Genomic DNA, 16,624 nt, shown 5'->3' with positions numbered 1-16,624 from the left:
TCTCATTTTCAATCGATTACATAAGAATTAACAGAGTATTGGTGGTAAATCCTTAGTCATATCTGTTTGTATGAAACCTGGAGCCACTGCATTCACTGTGATGTTACGAGGGGCTACTTCTTGAGCTAAAGCTTTTGTCGCTCCTATTAGCGCTGCTTTTGCAGTACTATAATTTACCTGACCTACCATTCCTTTCAAACCAGAAAGCGATGACATGTTTATAATTCTTCCACCTCGTTTACGAGGCATCATATGTTTCAATAGGCGTCTTGTGATATAGAAAAAGCCGTTAAGATTTGTGTTAAGTACATCATGCCATTCCTCATTAGCCATCATAAACATAACATTGTCTCGACGAATACCTGCATTGTTTACTAACACAGAAATATAATCATCAGGATGTCTTTGCTCCCACAGGTCAATCGCATTTTCTATAGATTGTGAATCTGCAACATCAAAAGGTAGCAACTCTGCATAACCTCCGTTCGCCTCAATTAGTTCCTTTACCTCATTAGCACTTTCGGAATTAGAATGATAATTGATTATGACAGGATACTCATTTGCTAAGCGCAAAGCCACTGCACGTCCTATACCTCGCGAGGCTCCTGTTACTAAAGCATATTTCATATTTATTAATTGTTTTATTATATTTTTTGAAGAAACGCACTTGGTATATAGGCTGTGGCCATTGTTACCAAATCATCTACTACCACGCCTACTCTCTGTTGCCCCTGCCAGCGTGCAACTATTCCAACCACCCCTTTGAATACACCATCAATAACCTTTACCAACTGTCCTTTCTCGAACTTTGGCACTTCGACTAATGACACGATTGTATTATCCGCATCGGCAGCACAGATGATTTTGAGACTTTCCATCTGATAGTCTGGAACTATCATAGGAACCTTCTCTATTCTGCGCCCAACGTGGACGTGACGATAGTAAAAACGAAGGAATGGGAGATTTACGTTGTCGTAAACAAAGGTTTTGAGTTGTTCTTCGGTACCGTAGGCGAAGAAGATGTTGGGTAAACGTGACTCGATAACAATTTTGCGCTTACCTTTTATAAGTTTCACTACCTCGGTGGTAGGATAGAAAGCCGTGATGCCTTTGGCGGTCATATAGTCGTATGCTTTTTTCTCTCTACCATAGGTGGTGCGTAAAGCATACCAATGAGGAATTTCTTCCTCTTTTTGCGCTTTAGACTTACTTGCTATATGGGCATTTCTGGTGGACACCCCTGTTTGTGAACTCTCGGCGGAAACTGTGCTTTGAGCTTCGGGGAGGGCGTTGGAGGTAAGTCCAGCGCAAGGAGGGAATTCACCTCCTCCTGAGGTGTGTACATCTTCTGATGTCCATTCATCGACTTTCATATCGGTGCTAACTTTTTTCTAGACAGAAATCCGTTAAATTGCGACAAAAAAAGCGTGGAATCGTCCTGTTGTCCATTCCACTTCCTGAGGCTCTAGCAATTGCCTATCATAGTTGAACAGACAACGTCAGAGCCCACGCCGATATGAAAATCATGTCCGTGTAAAGAGACCTATATAATACATTTGATTGCGCCCGAAAGGGTACAATCTATGCTTACAAGGTCTCCACGGGATTGAAATAATCACACCCGGGACATCTACCGTTGACCATATTCAAGACTATGATTAACTGTTAATTTGCTAGATTACAGGAAGTCTTAAACACAGCGTCGATAAACGCCTTCCATTATGTCTGGATTGCTTTCCCACCCAAAGCCCGCTTTCGTATAGATATGTCATGGTTGACTTCACTACACTCAGCACGGCGTAGGCTGCCGACTCGGTTATCATGAAAGAACTCGTCTTACAGCGACAACTGCGGTCTGGCTATACAATCCGACTGCAAAAATACGAAAATTTATTGAGAAAAGACAAGAAATGGCAGGAATTATAAATACTGCAACACAAATTTAAGACTATTTAAGCCTAATCGCTTTAATATCTCAGAAATTTTGTATAAACAAATACTGTTTTTCATTACTTTGATATCAAAATGTGAACGAAGAACTATCTGTGTTTAGATAATTTATATAGTATTAAGAAAAAGTAGTAGCAAACAAACTCATAATAAGTTTGCTTGCCACTTTATAAATAGACCAATTAAAGACCAATTCGGACCTTCCTTTCTTGTTGTACTATAGTATCTGCGTAGAATTCTCCCGATTTGATAGTGTTGTTTTCTTTTTGAGGTTTATCACTTATATCCTTTTCTTGAACAGGTGGTGCCAATTCTAACCGTATTTTTCTATCCAATGCTGCCAGTTCCGTCTTCAGACTTTTCAGCTCTTCTTCTCTCTTCCAGACCTTGGAAGCAATTTCCTTTAGTTGCGGTATCTCCTTCTCCAGTGTCCTGCATCTTGAATCATACTGTTCAATGTACCCTTGTATCTTCTGCAGGGCATTCACAAAGTTATTTGCCGCAGCTATCGGGTCAGACTTGGCGAGATGTCCGTTGTTGTACTGATACTTGTAATGGCCCTCAACAACAAAGCGGTTATCAACGAAGGGAAGACCGCTCTCAAAGCTTGTCTCGCTTACGACCTTGATAGGAAATCCATAAATTGCACCTATTTCCTTGTATTCCCCATCTGTCCTTTCCGTTTTTGCCATCCTTTGAAGCTGTTTGCCTATCACTTCCAGATTATTGGACTCGAGACCGTTAAGGGTGATGAGATTGAGAATATTCCCGTCCATATCCTTCTTTGCCTGACTCATAAACTTGTCATAGTCCGCTGTCATGCCTTTGAGTATAGTCCGATTGCCGTCCAGCTCTTCTGACTTTGACTTCAGTTTCTGTTCCGAATCACGCTTGCCCCTGTTGAACGATTTGCGCTCACCCTCCAGAGAAGCAATCTTCTTCTCCAGCTTTGCCTTGTCAAGCAAGTCGGTATTTCCGGAGAGAATAGCCATATACTCGGAAAAATTCATGCCCGATTTCTCGTCCATCGCTCCCTCGTCAATGGTTCTCGCCCCCAAGGCTCCGCTTTTCAACTGCGAGATAAAAGTCTGCTTGCAGTGCAGGAGGTTAAACTTGTACGAGTCAAGCGACTTTTCCACCGCATAGATGATGACATCCACCTTGTTGTCGGCATAGATTTTGGCAATCTCGTTGCCGGCACGCACACCTCGACCGTCACGCTGTGCCAAGTCTGACGGTCGATCGGGTAGGTCAAGGGCATTGCTGCCCTCTTCCCCCCTAAGAACCGTACATGAGAGTTTCCCCTCATACGGCTCAAGCTTTTCTAAGCCTCTGTTTGTATGCAGAGACCGGCTCAAACTACTTCTTGTTTCCATTTGATTTGCGGGATAATTTAAAACATTCATCATGAACCAACAGATTGCATTTCTTTCCGTTTTGAACGGTTGGCATGACATTCCATGCCTTGTGCGTATCAATAGGCTCACCGCATATAGGACATTTGCGTCCTTGCTTTTCCCATAGGTACAGCAGTGACTTGCGTCCTTTTAGCGTAACAAGCATTTTCGACTTCTTTCTTTTATAGAAGTACAGACGACAGTCTGCATCAAACGGGTTCATGTCTCCTTTAATCTGCGTGTATTGCAGGAATGGAAACGATGAAGTCAGAGACAATAATGTCAATTGGTCTTCCTTTCCGTTTGGTTTCTTGAATTTTGAAGCGAAAGTCCATTTGTTCCCTCGAATGTCATGCCAATATCGGTCTTTTATCCACCGTTTCCCTTTCTTGGAATGACGGCGTTTTGCCCATTGCCATAGTGAGAGGAATATCTGATGGTCGATTCTGTGAAATGAATCACGTGTCGCCCCATGCTGATAATAACCTCCCCATCCTCGGATTTTAGAGTTCAACATTCTGATTAACGACTCCTGTCTGCAACCCTTGTTCTCCTTAATTACCTTACGGATATTCTCCATAAAGCGTTTCTCGGATTTCTTTGTCGGCTTGGTCAATATGTCCTTGCCGTATTTGCGGATATTAAAGCCAAGAAAATCAAAACCGTCATGCACGTTGGTTATCACCGTCTTTTCCTCTGATAAGGTCAGACCTCTTTCAGACATAAATTCAGCAACCAATGGCTTGATTTCATTTTCAAGAGTTTCCTTGTTCTCGCAAGTGATGATAAAATCATCCGCATAACGTACAAGGTTCACCATTGGTGAATACAACTTACCATTAACATGATGGCGCTTATATCTATCTGCAAGAGCTTTCTGCAATCCGTCCAAAGTCATATTGGCAAGTGTCGGAGAAATTATACCACCTTGCGGTGTTCCTTCCTCGGTCGGGAACATTTGCTTGTTGAAAACATAGCCACATTTCAACCATTTTCGGAGTATTGCCTTATCCATTGGGATATTGGCAAGTAACCACTCATGGCTGATATGGTCAAAACACCCTTTTATGTCACCCTCCAAAATCCATTCGGGAGAATATCCCTTTCGGAGAATGTTATGACATTGCTGTATTGCATCCATACAGCAGCGTTCCTTGCGGAAACCGTATGAACGAGTATCAGCTGTAGTTTCTGATACAGGCTCCAATGCCATAAGATAGAGTGCTTGCATGGCTCTGTCTTTCATTGTCGGTATTCCCAACGGTCGCAGTTTGCCGTTGCTCTTCTTGATATGAACTCTTCTCAGCGGCATTGGCTGGTAGCCTCTGCGTTTGAGTTGGGTTATTGCTTGCATTTTAGCTTTAGGGGTATCCCATATTTCTTTGTCAACCCCAGGAGTACAACCACCCCCGTTAGAAGTAACCCTCTTTACGGCTAAGGCTTTTGCGTAAAAAGAGTGGGTAAGCGTCCATTGCAAGGCTTTCACCTTGTTATGTCTGCCTTCCTTCTGAGCCTTTACAATACGAGCTTGAAGCTTCTTAACAGCTTGCTCCGCCTTAGTCCAGTCTATTCTGTCCCAATTTGATTGCAGGTTGTCAGTCGGCGCACACGATTGGTCGAGGAGATTTTCTTTGATTTTATCGTTCATTTGCATTCCTACTTTAAAAAGTTCTAAAAGTTTATTGTAAAGAATTACCATTTGGCTAATGTTGGGTATTTGCCTCCCAAACATTACCACAGAAGTCTGCCCACTTTCGTGGTAGGTTGATGTTGTCCCTTGTCAACTCGTGATAAGTGGCTCAAACCCTATCCGTCCCATTACAGAACGGCATTCGCTTTCTCTGTTATCTTATACCTGCACATCATTCAGCATCCATTACTTTCAGCTTACCTGTCTTTTGTCTGACAGGAGATGTACAGGCTTACCATGTTCCACATAGATAACTAACGGATAGGTTAGGTTCTGTCTCATCCTCCGACGGTCTTTACATCCGTGTAATCCTACCATGGAGAGGATTATCTGACCGCATCCCATTTTGGGTAGAGTGTATCAGTATCTTGCACTCTTTTACGACATTACGAAGTTTACTAACAGTTCGCTTACGCTAACCATACTATCCAGCCTCGCCACTCTACGGTATGATACTAACCATACTTGACTTCCCCTCACGGTTCTGTCTTGTCTTGTGAAAGTGTACTTTGTCCCGACCGCTTAATACAACATTAAGGTGCATCGGTCGGTAGGCTACCGCTGACGGAACAGCGGGTTAAAACTGATACTTAAAGTATCATTCCAACAATTATCTATGCGACTTCATGTCGCACCCACGGTGTATCCAAATGATGGATAGCCACACACCGTTTTTGTGCGTTTACGCCTGTACCCAACATGGATGTGGAGCCGAACAATACTCGTACCGAACCCTCGTTCATGGCTGCTATCACCGCCTTTCTTGCCCTCTCGTTCTTGCACTCCTGAATGAAGCGAATCTCTGACGAGGGTATTCCATAATCCTCTATCAGCTTACGCTTGATTTCAGAATACACGTTGAATTCCCCAGGTCTGTATGTGCCAAGATCTGAGAATACGAACTGCGTGCCCTTGTGATTGTCATAGCGTTTGTAATAGTCCGCTATCATCTTGGCACAATGGCTTGCCTTATTGTCGGGATGGTCCTCACAAGTCGGGTCTATCATGCGCATGTCGAGAGCCATCTTTCGGGCATAGTCCGTGGCAATGAGCATCTTTGCCTTCTCTTCCGTTTCCGACAGTGGCAGTCTGCCGAGGATGGTGGCATCACCCGTCTTTGCAAACTCCATCAGCTTTTGGATGAAATCTTCCTGCTCTGGTGTCGGTGGTATGTTATGAAGAATCTCGTTCTTCTGTGGTCTGTCCACACCAACCGCCTCCGCCGTACGATAGTCGGTTATCTCGTTGTAGAAGGCTGCAAGCTCCGGCACTTTGATGAAGTATCTGAAACGCTCCTTCTGCACGATGTTGTTAGTGACGTTAAACTCGAAGTCGGTAGTTTTCTTGGCGAAGATTGCCGCCCACGCATCGAAACAGCGGATGTCCTGACGCTCCAGTTCCTTAGGGCGCAGGTACTTGAAGAGCAGATACAACTCAGTCAGTGAGTTACTGATAGTTGTTCCCGACAGGAATGTCGCTCCCAAGTCTCTGCCTGTCCGCTCCTGTATGGTACGGATAGCAAAGAGCATGTTGAGCGCCTTCTGGCTTCCCTCGCTGTTGCCGAGTCCTGCCACACGGTCGTGACGGGTGTTGAACATGAGGTTCTTGAACTGGTGGCTCTCGTCCACAAACAAGTGGTCGATGCCCATCATGCGGAAGTCCACCACATCATCGGTACGCTGCTCGATGCTGTAGGCTATCTTCTGCAACTTCACCTCCAGATTCTGCTTTCGCTTTTCCAAGCCTTTGAGCATTCCCCTCGACACGTCTTTGCCCTGCGTGCGTATCACTTCCAAGTTTTCCTCCACGGTATCAAGCTCAGCCTGCAATATCTGCCGCTGGAGTTCTGGCGATTGCGGTATCTTCCCGAACTGGTCATGCGACATGATTACACAGTCATAGTCGTTGTTCTTGATGTTGTTGAAGAAACTGACACGGTTCTTGGTGGAAAAATCCTTCTCCGAGGCATAGAGTATCCTCGCATGGGGATAAGCTGTCTGATAGGTGGCAGCTATCTCCGCGACATTGGCTTTCAGCCCGATAATCATCGGCTTGTGAGCCATACCGAGGCGTTTCATCTCATGCGCAGCCATGCACATGATGAGGGTTTTGCCTGTACCTACGGCGTGGTCACATATCCCGCCGCCGTTCTGCAAAAGCATCCAAACACAGTCCTTCTGACTTGGATACACACTCTTGATGCCATACTTTCCGCCAAGGGCTTTCAAGTCCAAGCCGGGGAAGGTCTGGTGAGAACCGTCATACTTCGGACGCACGAAGCAGTTGAACTTCCGGTTGTACATTGTGGTCAAGCGTTCCTTAAAGGAGTCAGACTGCTCCTCCAGCCATTCAGTGAACCCGTTGCGGATTTCGTCAATCTTGGCATTGGCAAGCTGTATGCCCTCGCTGTCACGCACCTTGATGTCGTTGCCGTGTTCATCCTCACCGATGCTCTTCATCATGTCGGGACAAGTGTTGTGCAGGGCATGTTTCAGAAGACTCATGCCGTCATAGTTGCGGTAATAGCCCTTCACCATATACTCATCCGTGATGGCCATGGTCTTCATACTGCATTTTGCCGAATATTCGTCCATGCTGTCGGAATAGACGATGCTGACCTGTGTATTGAAGAGGTGGCTCATGTAAGCGGAATACACACCTGTAGGTATCCAACGCTCACCGAAGTTGAAGTCCAGGTCCTCAAAGGCTATCGGTTCGGGAATGCTTGCCTTCAAGGCTTCCAACGACTCCCTCACGATTGCATGGTCGGGATTTTCCTTCAGCCATTCTTCTATACGCTCCGCTTTCTCTATGACATTGCCAGCAATGAAGCGGTCGGCTATCTCGTAGCCGTCTATGAGCGGATTGTAATAGATGCGCCCTTTAAGCGCTTCCGTCAGTTCCGGTTCCAGCATATCCGATAATTCAGTCATATACGGCAAGTCGATACGGCCGAACTTGTTGAGCGAGGCGGTGAGCGCTTCCTCTGGAGAATCGACATGACTGACCTCGTCAAGCGAAAAAGAGACCGGGTGGTCGAAGATGTCTGACTTTATGAACTGTCCGTTTTCCACCCGTTCCAATGACAGCATGTCGCGCCCTGAGGCATCCATGAGGATGAACTTCACGTTCTGCTTGGCATTGAGGTTGCCGAAGCGAATGAAGAAAGCGTCATAATAGACATTCAGACTCTCACGCATCTGCTTGTTTTCCGTCTGTTCTTCCGCTTCATAGGTGTAAAGTTTCTGATAGGCATCACGGAGGGCGATATACAGGACAGCCTTTTCTTTCTGCTCCATATTCAGATCCAACGGCATGAAGGTAGCACCATACTTGGTAAGGTCTTTCAATACACCGATGTTTCCGGCAGAGTCGAGCACCATAGAACCCTCACGATGAAAACTATCCAGTTTCTCATCAAATGGACGGGGCTTCATAGCATCCTCTTTCTTCTTTGCCAGCTCTTCCCGCTTTCTTTCTTGCCCTTTTTGTTGTTCCCGCTCATGATCTGTTTCTTCCAATGTGTTCTGAGTCTTGGAATCTTCTTTTGGCTCATTCCCTTTCGACTGTCCATACCCGATTTGAGCTTTGAGAACTTCTATCGGTTCCATCGGCGGCTTGAACTTCGGATCAAGCGTATCTTCAACGCCCAAAGCCTTGAGTTGTTCCTGACGGTGCAGTTCCGCCTTTTGGCGCAGCAGCACCCTGTCTTCGGGAGCCATGGTCATCATCATCTCGTAAAAGCCGTTGATTGGCGGATTCTCTTCCCAAGAGATGCTTGCGTATGGTTCATCCCCAGGCAGGATTGGTTTTGTCTCCAGTGCTGTTTCCTGCTCTTTTGCATCTGTCAACGAAGGCTTTTCTTCTTTTTCCACAGGCTTTGCCTCTACTTCAAAAGTCGGATTGACGCTTTTTACCAACGGACTTGCTTTCTTCCTTGACACTTTCTTGGCGGCAGCACCCACTGTTACCTCTGCTTTCTTCTTTGTAGCATGGACAGTCAGACGGTTTTCTTCTTCCATTCCCCAAAGGTCAAACAGAGTCATTTGGACTGGTGGCTGATGATGATTGGACTTTTGGGATAGCTCAGCACCATCAGTAGGCTTTTCCTGCTTTTGCAAGGATACTACCGTATCGTTCTGCTTTTCCTCAATGGAAGGCTTCATCTTCTCTGTTTTTTCTATCTTTTCTGTTTCTTCAACCTCCTTAACTTCCTCAGACATTGTTTCCTCTATCCCCAAGTATCGGTTCAAATTGAGGTTCTTCTTAAAGTCTTCATGGAGCATCTTTCGCAAATCCTCTGCAATGCCTTCCACGCCATCCTCATGCGTGTATATCATTGCAGGTTTGCCGAACGGGTCAGTATCCAACTTTGCTGTTGTATGGATAATGCGTTCCGGATGCTCCAGAAAGTAGTTGTTAGTCGGAATGCGGTTCTCGTCATTATAGACAGTGTCAAGCAGGTTGTCGTCTCCTCGCAGCGACTCCTTTTGGGTATTTTTCTGCAGAATAATGAGGTCACTGCCCACTTCCGTATTGGCATTTTCCGTGAACAGGTTGTTGGGAAGACGAATCGCTGACACGAGATCTGCATGATAGAGCATCATAAAACGCGCGGCACTGTTGTTTTTGGCATTCAATACGCCTTGTGAGGTGATGAAGGCAACCAACCCACCATCCCTTACCGTATCAAGAGCCTTGACAAAGAAGTAGTTGTGTATGCGTCTGGTGACAAGTGCCCTCATGCCTTTCATGGCTGTATAGGACGGATCAAACACGGCAACATCGCCAAAGGGAATATTTGAGATGGCGAGGTCGAAGTAGTCATTGAAAGGCTTTTCTATCTTCTCGAATCCCTCTATGCGCACTTTCTGCTCCGGGTGCAGATGGTGGAGTATCTTTCCCGTAAGCAGGTCTTTTTCAAACGCCATAATGTCTGCCTTGGGATTGTTATCCAAGACGGAATCGACAAAGGCACCGATTCCTGCCGAGGGTTCAAGCACCTTTTCGGGGATAATCTGATGCTCTTTCAACACATCCGCTAAAGCCTCTGTAACGGCTGACGGCGTGTAGAATGCCGTAAGGACGGACTGTTTCAGACTGTCCATCAACTGTTTGTACTCGCTTTCATTCTTGCTGTTTTCACGGATAAGTCTATGCAGATCCACTGTTGGAGCAAACAATTCAAGGTCTGACTTTGCCCAATGGACGGCATCCGCCAGTTCCCTGGCAGGGTTCAGGATGCACTTCAATCCACCGAATCCGCAGTAACGCTCCAGAAGGAGACGCTCACGGGCGGTCGGCGTGCGCTGTTCCCTGTCAAGGATGAATGCCGTCTCTATCGCCTTGATGTTGTCGTTCAGACGTTGTTTTCTATTGTACGCCATTTGACTCTATGAAAAGGGCTACGGCTCCCGTCAGCTCTGTGTAGAGCTGGTCGTAGTCCGGTGACTGGGCAAAATCGTCATCGGTGAGGTCGTAAATGGAATACACGTTATCAACCAAAGGCAGGAGGTGCTTGACAAACGCTTCCTGGTCTTCTACTGCTACCTCCAGGGGAAACTCACTGTCAACAACATCATACAGGATGCTGTACTTGGAAAAGCGGAGACCTTTCAGCAATGCTGACATGGCAAGCTCTTGTGCCGCATCGGCAAAGAGGGCATCACGCCGTGCCTGCTCATATACTTCTGCGGCATGGTCTGCACGTTCGCGGATAAAGTCCGCATCGCTGGCTTGTGGAAAACGGTTCTCTCTGAGATGGTTCAAGAGATACAGTCCGTAATAGGACAGTTCTGTCTGTGCCTGTTTCTTTCTGTTCATTTGTCTGTTGAATGGATTAAGTGGTGAATAATAAACCGTGGATGGCGGTTGGTGTTTGTGTGAAAGCAAGAAAAGGCACTCGGTATCCCTCCGAGTGCCGCCACTTAATCCACAGTAAATAAAAGCATCCTAAATAAAGACAACATTTATGAACCGTGTTTCGGTGGCAAAGGTACAAACTATTTCTTGTATCTCTTCACATTTCCTCGCTTTTCTGCTGTTTTGCGCTCTGCAAAGACGAATTTCGTGTTGAAATTCTCGTCAAAGGCAATGGCTGCGGAGAACGATTTGCCTTGCTTGCTGGTGAAACCACTGAGCGTTCTGGTCTTGCCCTTGGTAAGCAAATCGGTGATGTCGGAATCAGTGAGCAACTTTCCTGCTACCTGCTTGAACACTGGCATACCGCACTCCTTGTTGCTGCATCTTACTACCTTTCCGAAGAACTGCATGGTACCTTGCTTGCATTTAGGACACTGGCAGCCGGAATCCTTGTGGCTGAAAAGTCTGTCACAACCTAACAATTCCGCAGTGATTTCACGGGTATAGCCTTCGATACTATGGGTGAACCCGTCTGCACTTGCTTCACCTCGTTCAATCTTGGCAAGTTCCGCCTCCCATTTACCCGTCATCTCCACATTGGCAATCGCCATGTTCTTCACTACGGAATGCAGGGCGAGTCCTTTTTCCGTCGGCACGAGTTTCTTCTGCTGGCGCACCATATACTCTCGTTTGAGCAGGGTTTCGATGATGGCGGCACGTGTGGCAGGTGTGCCAATACCGCTGTCCTTCATTGCCTGGCGCATCGTATCATCTACTATCTCTTTGCCTGCGGTCTCCATTGCTGCAAGCAATGTGGATTCCGTATGCAAAGGCTTCGGCTTGGTCTTGCCCTCCGTGATGGTGCAGCCTGAAAAGGTGATATGCTGTCCTTCTTGCCAGTTGGGAATGACTTGCTCCTTGACCTCATTGTCGGTTGTGTCTGCATTCTTGTCCTTCTTGCTGTTCTTTTCCTTGAGTGACAATGCTCGCCAGCCAGTCTGTCGGATGATGGAGCCGCTGATACCAAATTCTATTTCATGATCCACTTGCGCCGATACTGATGTGATGTCCTTGATGCAGTCTGCCGAGAACGCTTCAATCATCCGGCACAATATCATGTCATAAACGATCTTCTCGTCCTTGAAAAGACCAATGGCTGCGTTTTCAGTGATGAGCAGGGCATGGTGATCGGTCACCTTGGCTGCATTCACGCTGTTCTTGCTGTAGTCCTCACTGCAAGGCAAGAGTTTCACTTTCTCTCCATATTCCGAATGATTCTCTAAATTCTTGAAGAGTTTGGGAAGGGTGGCAAATACATCATCCGAGATATAGCGGCTTGATGTTCTCGGATAGGTGATGAACTTTGCCTCGTAGAGTTTCTGGGCGATGGAGAGTGTATGCTCTGCCGTGAAGCCATGCTGGGAGTTGGCTTCTTTCTGCAAGGTGGTAAGGTCGTAAAGGAGCGGTGCCTTCTCCACCTTTCGCTTGGTTGTGACCTTTGTGATGATGGCAGAGCCGGTATCTTTCACCTTATTATATATGTCGGTTGCGGTGGCTTTGTCTGTCCATCGGTTGGCAGATGTGAACTTCAGTATATTGCCACTGTCTGCATCAACCACACCGAAGTGTACCTGCCAGAACGGTTTCGACTCGAAACGCTTGTGTTCCCAATAGCGTTCGCACACCATGCCAAGGGTCGGAGTCTGCACACGACCTACGGAATAGGTGCCACGTCCTGCGGCTATCGTCAGGGCCTGCGTGCCGTTGATGCCGACGAGCCAGTCTGCCTCACTTCGTGCCTTGGCTGCATGATAGAGATTGTCATACTCCTTGCCATTTCTGAGGTTGGCAAGTCCCTCACGGATGGCGGAATCTGTAAGCGAACTGATCCAGAGACGGTCGAACGGCTTCTTGCAGCCGAGGTATTCATAGAGGTAGCGGAAAATAAGCTCTCCCTCACGTCCGGCATCGGTGGCGACGATGATGCGCTCGCTGCTGTCAAACAGCTTGCCGATAATTTTAATCTGGGCAAGCACACCTGCATCTGGTTTGTAGCCGTTCTCTGTCTTGACTTGTCGGGGAACAAGAACGAACGGGTCGGGAATCACAGGCAGATTCTCTGCATGGAATCCCTTCATGCCGTAGGTTTCCGGCATGGCTGGCTGCACTAAATGTCCGAATGCCCATGTCACATAATAGCCATTGCCCTGCATATAGCCTTCCTCACGCTTGCCAGCTCCCACAATGTGGGCGATTTCCTTGGCTACGCTTGGTTTCTCTGCGATGATTGTCTTCATTGTCTGTTGTTTTTGTGACACCCGTAACCGTGGAATAGTCGGTCGCAGGTGTCGGTTATTCTTTACTGATGGATTATTCAAATGGATTAAGTGGCGGCATCTACATCTTCACGCTTCTTGCCTTACGCTTCGGCTTCTGTGCCTCGGCGGTCTGCTCCTTCTGCTGCTTCTCGTTCTTCGGTGCAGACTGTCCCGGCTTCAAGGGTTCCTTGGTGTGCTTGGTCGCCTCGTTGGTCTTGCCCTGCTCGTTGACGGCAACCTGCGTCTTGTTCTCATTGGTCGGAATCTGTTCCTTTGCCTGCTTTAGGTCGGGATTGTTGCGGTAGGAACGTGGTTGCATCTTGTCGAAGTCGAACTTCACATAGGCGGTATAGGTACCGCTGCCGTTCTTGTTCGGCACTTCCTTGATTTCTATGGTCTTGCCTGCCACATAGTCGTCCTTCTGCTGCTCGGTCAACTCCTTCTTGAAATAGGTGTTGAGTCGGCGGATGGTTCCGTCCTCATTGAGCCAGTGGTTGGGATCTTGCTGTTTCTTCTGACCGCCCGTATCACCTTCTGCCTTCTGCTCCTGCTTGTCAGCGGTTTGCTTCTTGTCGCCATTCTGTTTCTGACCTTGCGCCTGTCTTGTGCTGCCAGGCACGAACTCCACGCCACGCTGTTCCACATTCACCTGCAGCAGCGGTGTAAACTTGCGCCCGTTGGCAAGCTCAATCTCCTTGCGAAGCGGAATACCTGAGTAGAGCACTCTCTTGTCGTCCTTGGTAATAGGTGTCTTGCCGATGGTATCGGGTATGCGCACCTTGTTGGTCGGGATGTCAACAATCTCATTGGTGAGACGGTCGATACTGATGAAATGAGGACGCAGCTCACCTGTATTCTTGTCGGGGAAATCCACAACCTTTCCGAGGTTGCCGTTCTGCAACAGGTTCTTCTTGTCCTCTGGAGTGAAGGTATAGCCTTTGTAAGCGACATCGAGTTTAGGCTCGTTGCGCACGAAATGCGGCACGAGTTGCAACTGGTCGTTATCGTCCTTGCGGAATGACAGACGGGCCTGTATCTCTATCTGTTCACCGCCGAAGGTCGGCTTCACAATCACAAGCCCCGTCTTGCCGTAGTTGAGCAGGGCTTTCATATCCTTCTCATTCATACTGTTGAAGTCTATGCCATATTTGGCACCCAATTCCTGCAGGTTCACATCGTTACCACTGATGAGGTTCTGCTTTACACCCGGAGCGGTCTGTGCCTGCTGTTCGGCTGCGGTCTGTTCTGGTTTCTGTTCCATGTCGTTCTCTTTTTCGTTGGTTTGTTCAGATGATACATTCTCTTTTTCTGTGTTAGCTTGCGTCTTGGACGCATCGTCCGATGATGCGGTTTCTTTCGCCTGACCTTCCGATTGCTTTGCCTCTTTCTCATAATTGGAGGTGTCAACCTTGTGGGCGGAAAGAATCTCCTTGTTAGCCTCCGGATCTTTCAGCAACTCCTTCATCACGCCAAGCAGGTTTTCCACCTGGTCTGCCGCTATGCGGTAGAATCCGAATCGGCTTGGCTTCTTGCACTGGCGGAAGAAGTTTCTAAAGAAACTGTCCATCAGGTCGCTGTTGCGGTCAAAACGCAGGAAGTCGGACGTGTTCTCCGCCTTGGCGGGTGCTCGCTTCGGTGTGCCGTCCCTGCTGAGTCCGGCGACGACGCTGATCTCGCCCGTCTTTTCGTCACGGACTACCAGCACGTCCTGTTCATCACTCTTTTTCTTTTGTACCATAATTGTAAATTTTTAATGGTGAATACTGTTGTTATTTGAATTTCTGATGAATGCGAGTCAAGTAATGCTCCACATTCTCTTTCTTGAATTCTTTGACATTATTCTCTACAAACTGCATCACATCCTCTTCCGTGTAGTAGGTTTTCTGCCCCAAACGCTTGTAGGGAAGCACTCCCAGACTGCGATAGCGTTGAAGGGAACGAGGGGAGATTTGAAATAAGAGGCAGAGGTCTTGGTTGTCAAGCAATTTTTCATTGATGGCAGAACTTCCTTTTTGCTCCGTCTCTCGTTCGTGTCTCAACATCAGCATGTCGTAGATGCCGTCTATCTTTTTGTGTAGGTCATGGAGATATAACTCCAGTTTTCTCAATGTTCCATCTTCCATGCTCATGTTTCCTTTGCTATTGTTCGTTCCTCAACCATTCTTTCAATGGCTTCAACTTGGTATCGGCATTGATTGCCAATTTTAATAAAATCAATGCGGTTCTCTGAGCGCATTCGCTGCAAGGTGCGCTTGCTCACACCAAGCATCTTGGCTGCATCGTCATTGGTCAACATCGGCTTCAATCCCTTACCCGTCAGGTTCTCTTGAAATGCCATTTTTGCCAATCGCACGTACTGGACTATTTCTGTCAACTGTTCTGTCAGCTTTTTGAAGGCTGCACTTTCCATTGTTATTACTTCCATTCTAATTCCGTTTGAAATGTTATATAATTCGTTGTTTTTATTTCTCGGCGGCAAAATTAACCATTTGCGAAATACCCGTTTAACAACTCATTAATGACCCACGTATAATTTTCTTGATTTTTCTTGCCAAGCGGTCGGCAAACCCCAGAAAAGCACTGCCACAGTTATTCATTTTCATTGTTTTTCTACATACACACATTAACTTTGCATCCGAATTTGTTGAACCAATAAAACAGAGAATATGGAAGTAGTAACAATGGAAAAGAAGGCATTCGACTTGATGATGGCAAGATACGATGCCTTGGTAAAGAAAGTTGAGTTGCTGAAGCATAAGGCTAACGGCAAGCGTCTGAACAAATGGCTTACAGGTCAAGAGGTCTGCCAGCAACTTCGCATCAGCCAGCGCACCTTACAAAAACTTCGTGACCGCCGTTTCTTGGGGCATACCCAGATAGGTCGCCAATTCTATTACTGCCCCGAAGAGGTCAAAGCCATCGTTCCGCTTATCGCCAGAATCAAATCGGTATAGCATAAAGCCAAACTCGCCCAAGGCAAAGCCGAAAACTTCACCCTGGGCGAGCCAACACATTTTATATTCACCACTTAATCCAAATTGTAAACAATGAACATGAACCAACTTCTTACGCATGAGAGCAAGTCGATAGACACCGCCATGCAATCCTTGAAGAAAGCCAACAACTGGCTATCCTCATTCATCGAGTCCTGCAGCCCACCTTTGGACGGGGAGCGATACCTCACCGACAAGGAACTCTCCGAGCATTTGAAGCTTAGTCGCCGCACCTTGCAGGAATATCGCAAGCAAGGCATTTTGCCCTACATTATATTATGTGGCAAAACCCTCTATCCGGAATCCGAGATACAAGCACTTCTCACTGGTAATTACCGCAAGCCGATAATCGACGGCACTGTTTCATAAGAGGAGGGTACTGCTTCATAATAGTGAAACAAAAATAGCGTACAG

Annotated in this window: 11 protein-coding genes and 1 pseudogene; 2 read left to right on the top strand and 10 right to left on the bottom strand. The window is 46.9% G+C overall.

The window, feature by feature from the left end; genetic code table 11:
• Positions 1 to 42: 42 nt before the first annotated feature.
• The 10 genes and pseudogenes from DW917_RS13730 to DW917_RS13685 form a co-directional block, all read right to left on the bottom strand.
• A pseudogene (locus DW917_RS13730) lies at positions 43 to 627 on the bottom strand (SDR family oxidoreductase); the annotation flags it as partial.
• 17 nt (positions 628 to 644) lie between these two features.
• Positions 645 to 1,373: a UpxY family transcription antiterminator gene (locus tag DW917_RS13725; protein WP_117664206.1), complete on the bottom strand. Its 729-nt coding sequence runs from the start codon at positions 1,371 to 1,373 to the stop codon at positions 645 to 647.
• Between the two features lie 759 nt (positions 1,374 to 2,132).
• A complete protein-coding gene (locus DW917_RS13720) occupies positions 2,133 to 3,326 on the bottom strand; it encodes a DNA methylase (RefSeq protein WP_233524748.1) in 1,194 nt (397 codons plus the stop codon).
• Positions 3,310 to 4,995 carry a group II intron reverse transcriptase/maturase gene (gene ltrA / locus DW917_RS13715; RefSeq protein ID WP_049702337.1) on the bottom strand — a complete coding sequence of 562 codons (1,686 nt, stop codon included), beginning with the start codon at positions 4,993 to 4,995 and terminating at the stop codon, positions 3,310 to 3,312. Before ltrA ends, DW917_RS13720 begins: the two co-directional genes overlap by 17 nt.
• A gap of 656 nt (positions 4,996 to 5,651) precedes the next feature.
• The gene (locus DW917_RS13710) at positions 5,652 to 10,424 is read right to left on the bottom strand and encodes an N-6 DNA methylase (protein WP_118119598.1); all 4,773 of its coding nucleotides are present in this window, start codon (positions 10,422 to 10,424) and stop codon (positions 5,652 to 5,654) included.
• Positions 10,411 to 10,860, bottom strand: coding sequence for a DUF1896 domain-containing protein (locus DW917_RS13705; RefSeq protein WP_117664204.1), 450 nt, complete (start codon positions 10,858 to 10,860; stop codon positions 10,411 to 10,413). Before DW917_RS13705 ends, DW917_RS13710 begins: the two co-directional genes overlap by 14 nt.
• A 179-nt stretch (positions 10,861 to 11,039) precedes the next feature.
• Positions 11,040 to 13,196: a type IA DNA topoisomerase gene (locus tag DW917_RS13700; protein WP_118119596.1), complete on the bottom strand. Its 2,157-nt coding sequence runs from the start codon at positions 13,194 to 13,196 to the stop codon at positions 11,040 to 11,042.
• A gap of 100 nt (positions 13,197 to 13,296) precedes the next feature.
• Positions 13,297 to 14,955, bottom strand: coding sequence for a DUF4099 domain-containing protein (locus DW917_RS13695; RefSeq protein ID WP_118066956.1), 1,659 nt, complete (start codon positions 14,953 to 14,955; stop codon positions 13,297 to 13,299).
• A 31-nt stretch (positions 14,956 to 14,986) separates the two neighbouring features.
• Positions 14,987 to 15,265, bottom strand: coding sequence for a helix-turn-helix domain-containing protein (locus DW917_RS13690; protein WP_081978971.1), 279 nt, complete (start codon positions 15,263 to 15,265; stop codon positions 14,987 to 14,989).
• Between the two features lie 77 nt (positions 15,266 to 15,342).
• Positions 15,343 to 15,642, bottom strand: a complete 300-nt coding sequence (locus tag DW917_RS13685; RefSeq protein WP_068856520.1) for a helix-turn-helix domain-containing protein — start codon at positions 15,640 to 15,642, stop codon at positions 15,343 to 15,345.
• Between the two features lie 241 nt (positions 15,643 to 15,883).
• On the opposite strand from DW917_RS13685, the gene DW917_RS13680 reads away from it, so the two are divergent.
• Entirely contained in the window at positions 15,884 to 16,171 is a 288-nt protein-coding gene (locus DW917_RS13680; protein WP_117664200.1) for a helix-turn-helix domain-containing protein, read from the top strand.
• A 93-nt stretch (positions 16,172 to 16,264) separates the two neighbouring features.
• Positions 16,265 to 16,579: a helix-turn-helix domain-containing protein gene (locus DW917_RS13675; protein WP_118119594.1), complete on the top strand. Its 315-nt coding sequence runs from the start codon at positions 16,265 to 16,267 to the stop codon at positions 16,577 to 16,579.
• Positions 16,580 to 16,624 lie beyond the last annotated feature (45 nt).

Source organism: Prevotella sp. AM42-24, from assembly GCF_003461825.1.
Classification (GTDB): domain Bacteria; phylum Bacteroidota; class Bacteroidia; order Bacteroidales; family Bacteroidaceae; genus Prevotella; species Prevotella hominis.
The sequence above is the reverse complement of the archived record's forward strand: the minus strand, read 5'-3'. Positions and strand labels throughout refer to the sequence as shown.

Coding starts and splice junctions, on each gene's coding strand:
- DW917_RS13725 (WP_117664206.1), bottom strand. CDS start 1,373: ATGAAAGTCGATGAATGGACATCAGAAGATGTACACACCTCAGGAGGA.
- DW917_RS13720 (WP_233524748.1), bottom strand. CDS start 3,326: ATGGAAACAAGAAGTAGTTTGAGCCGGTCTCTGCATACAAACAGAGGC.
- ltrA (WP_049702337.1), bottom strand. CDS start 4,995: ATGAACGATAAAATCAAAGAAAATCTCCTCGACCAATCGTGTGCGCCG.
- DW917_RS13710 (WP_118119598.1), bottom strand. CDS start 10,424: ATGGCGTACAATAGAAAACAACGTCTGAACGACAACATCAAGGCGATA.
- DW917_RS13705 (WP_117664204.1), bottom strand. CDS start 10,860: ATGAACAGAAAGAAACAGGCACAGACAGAACTGTCCTATTACGGACTG.
- DW917_RS13700 (WP_118119596.1), bottom strand. CDS start 13,196: ATGAAGACAATCATCGCAGAGAAACCAAGCGTAGCCAAGGAAATCGCC.
- DW917_RS13695 (WP_118066956.1), bottom strand. CDS start 14,955: ATGGTACAAAAGAAAAAGAGTGATGAACAGGACGTGCTGGTAGTCCGT.
- DW917_RS13690 (WP_081978971.1), bottom strand. CDS start 15,265: ATGCTGATGTTGAGACACGAACGAGAGACGGAGCAAAAAGGAAGTTCT.
- DW917_RS13685 (WP_068856520.1), bottom strand. CDS start 15,642: ATGGAAGTAATAACAATGGAAAGTGCAGCCTTCAAAAAGCTGACAGAA.
- DW917_RS13680 (WP_117664200.1), top strand. CDS start 15,884: ATGGAAGTAGTAACAATGGAAAAGAAGGCATTCGACTTGATGATGGCA.
- DW917_RS13675 (WP_118119594.1), top strand. CDS start 16,265: ATGAACATGAACCAACTTCTTACGCATGAGAGCAAGTCGATAGACACC.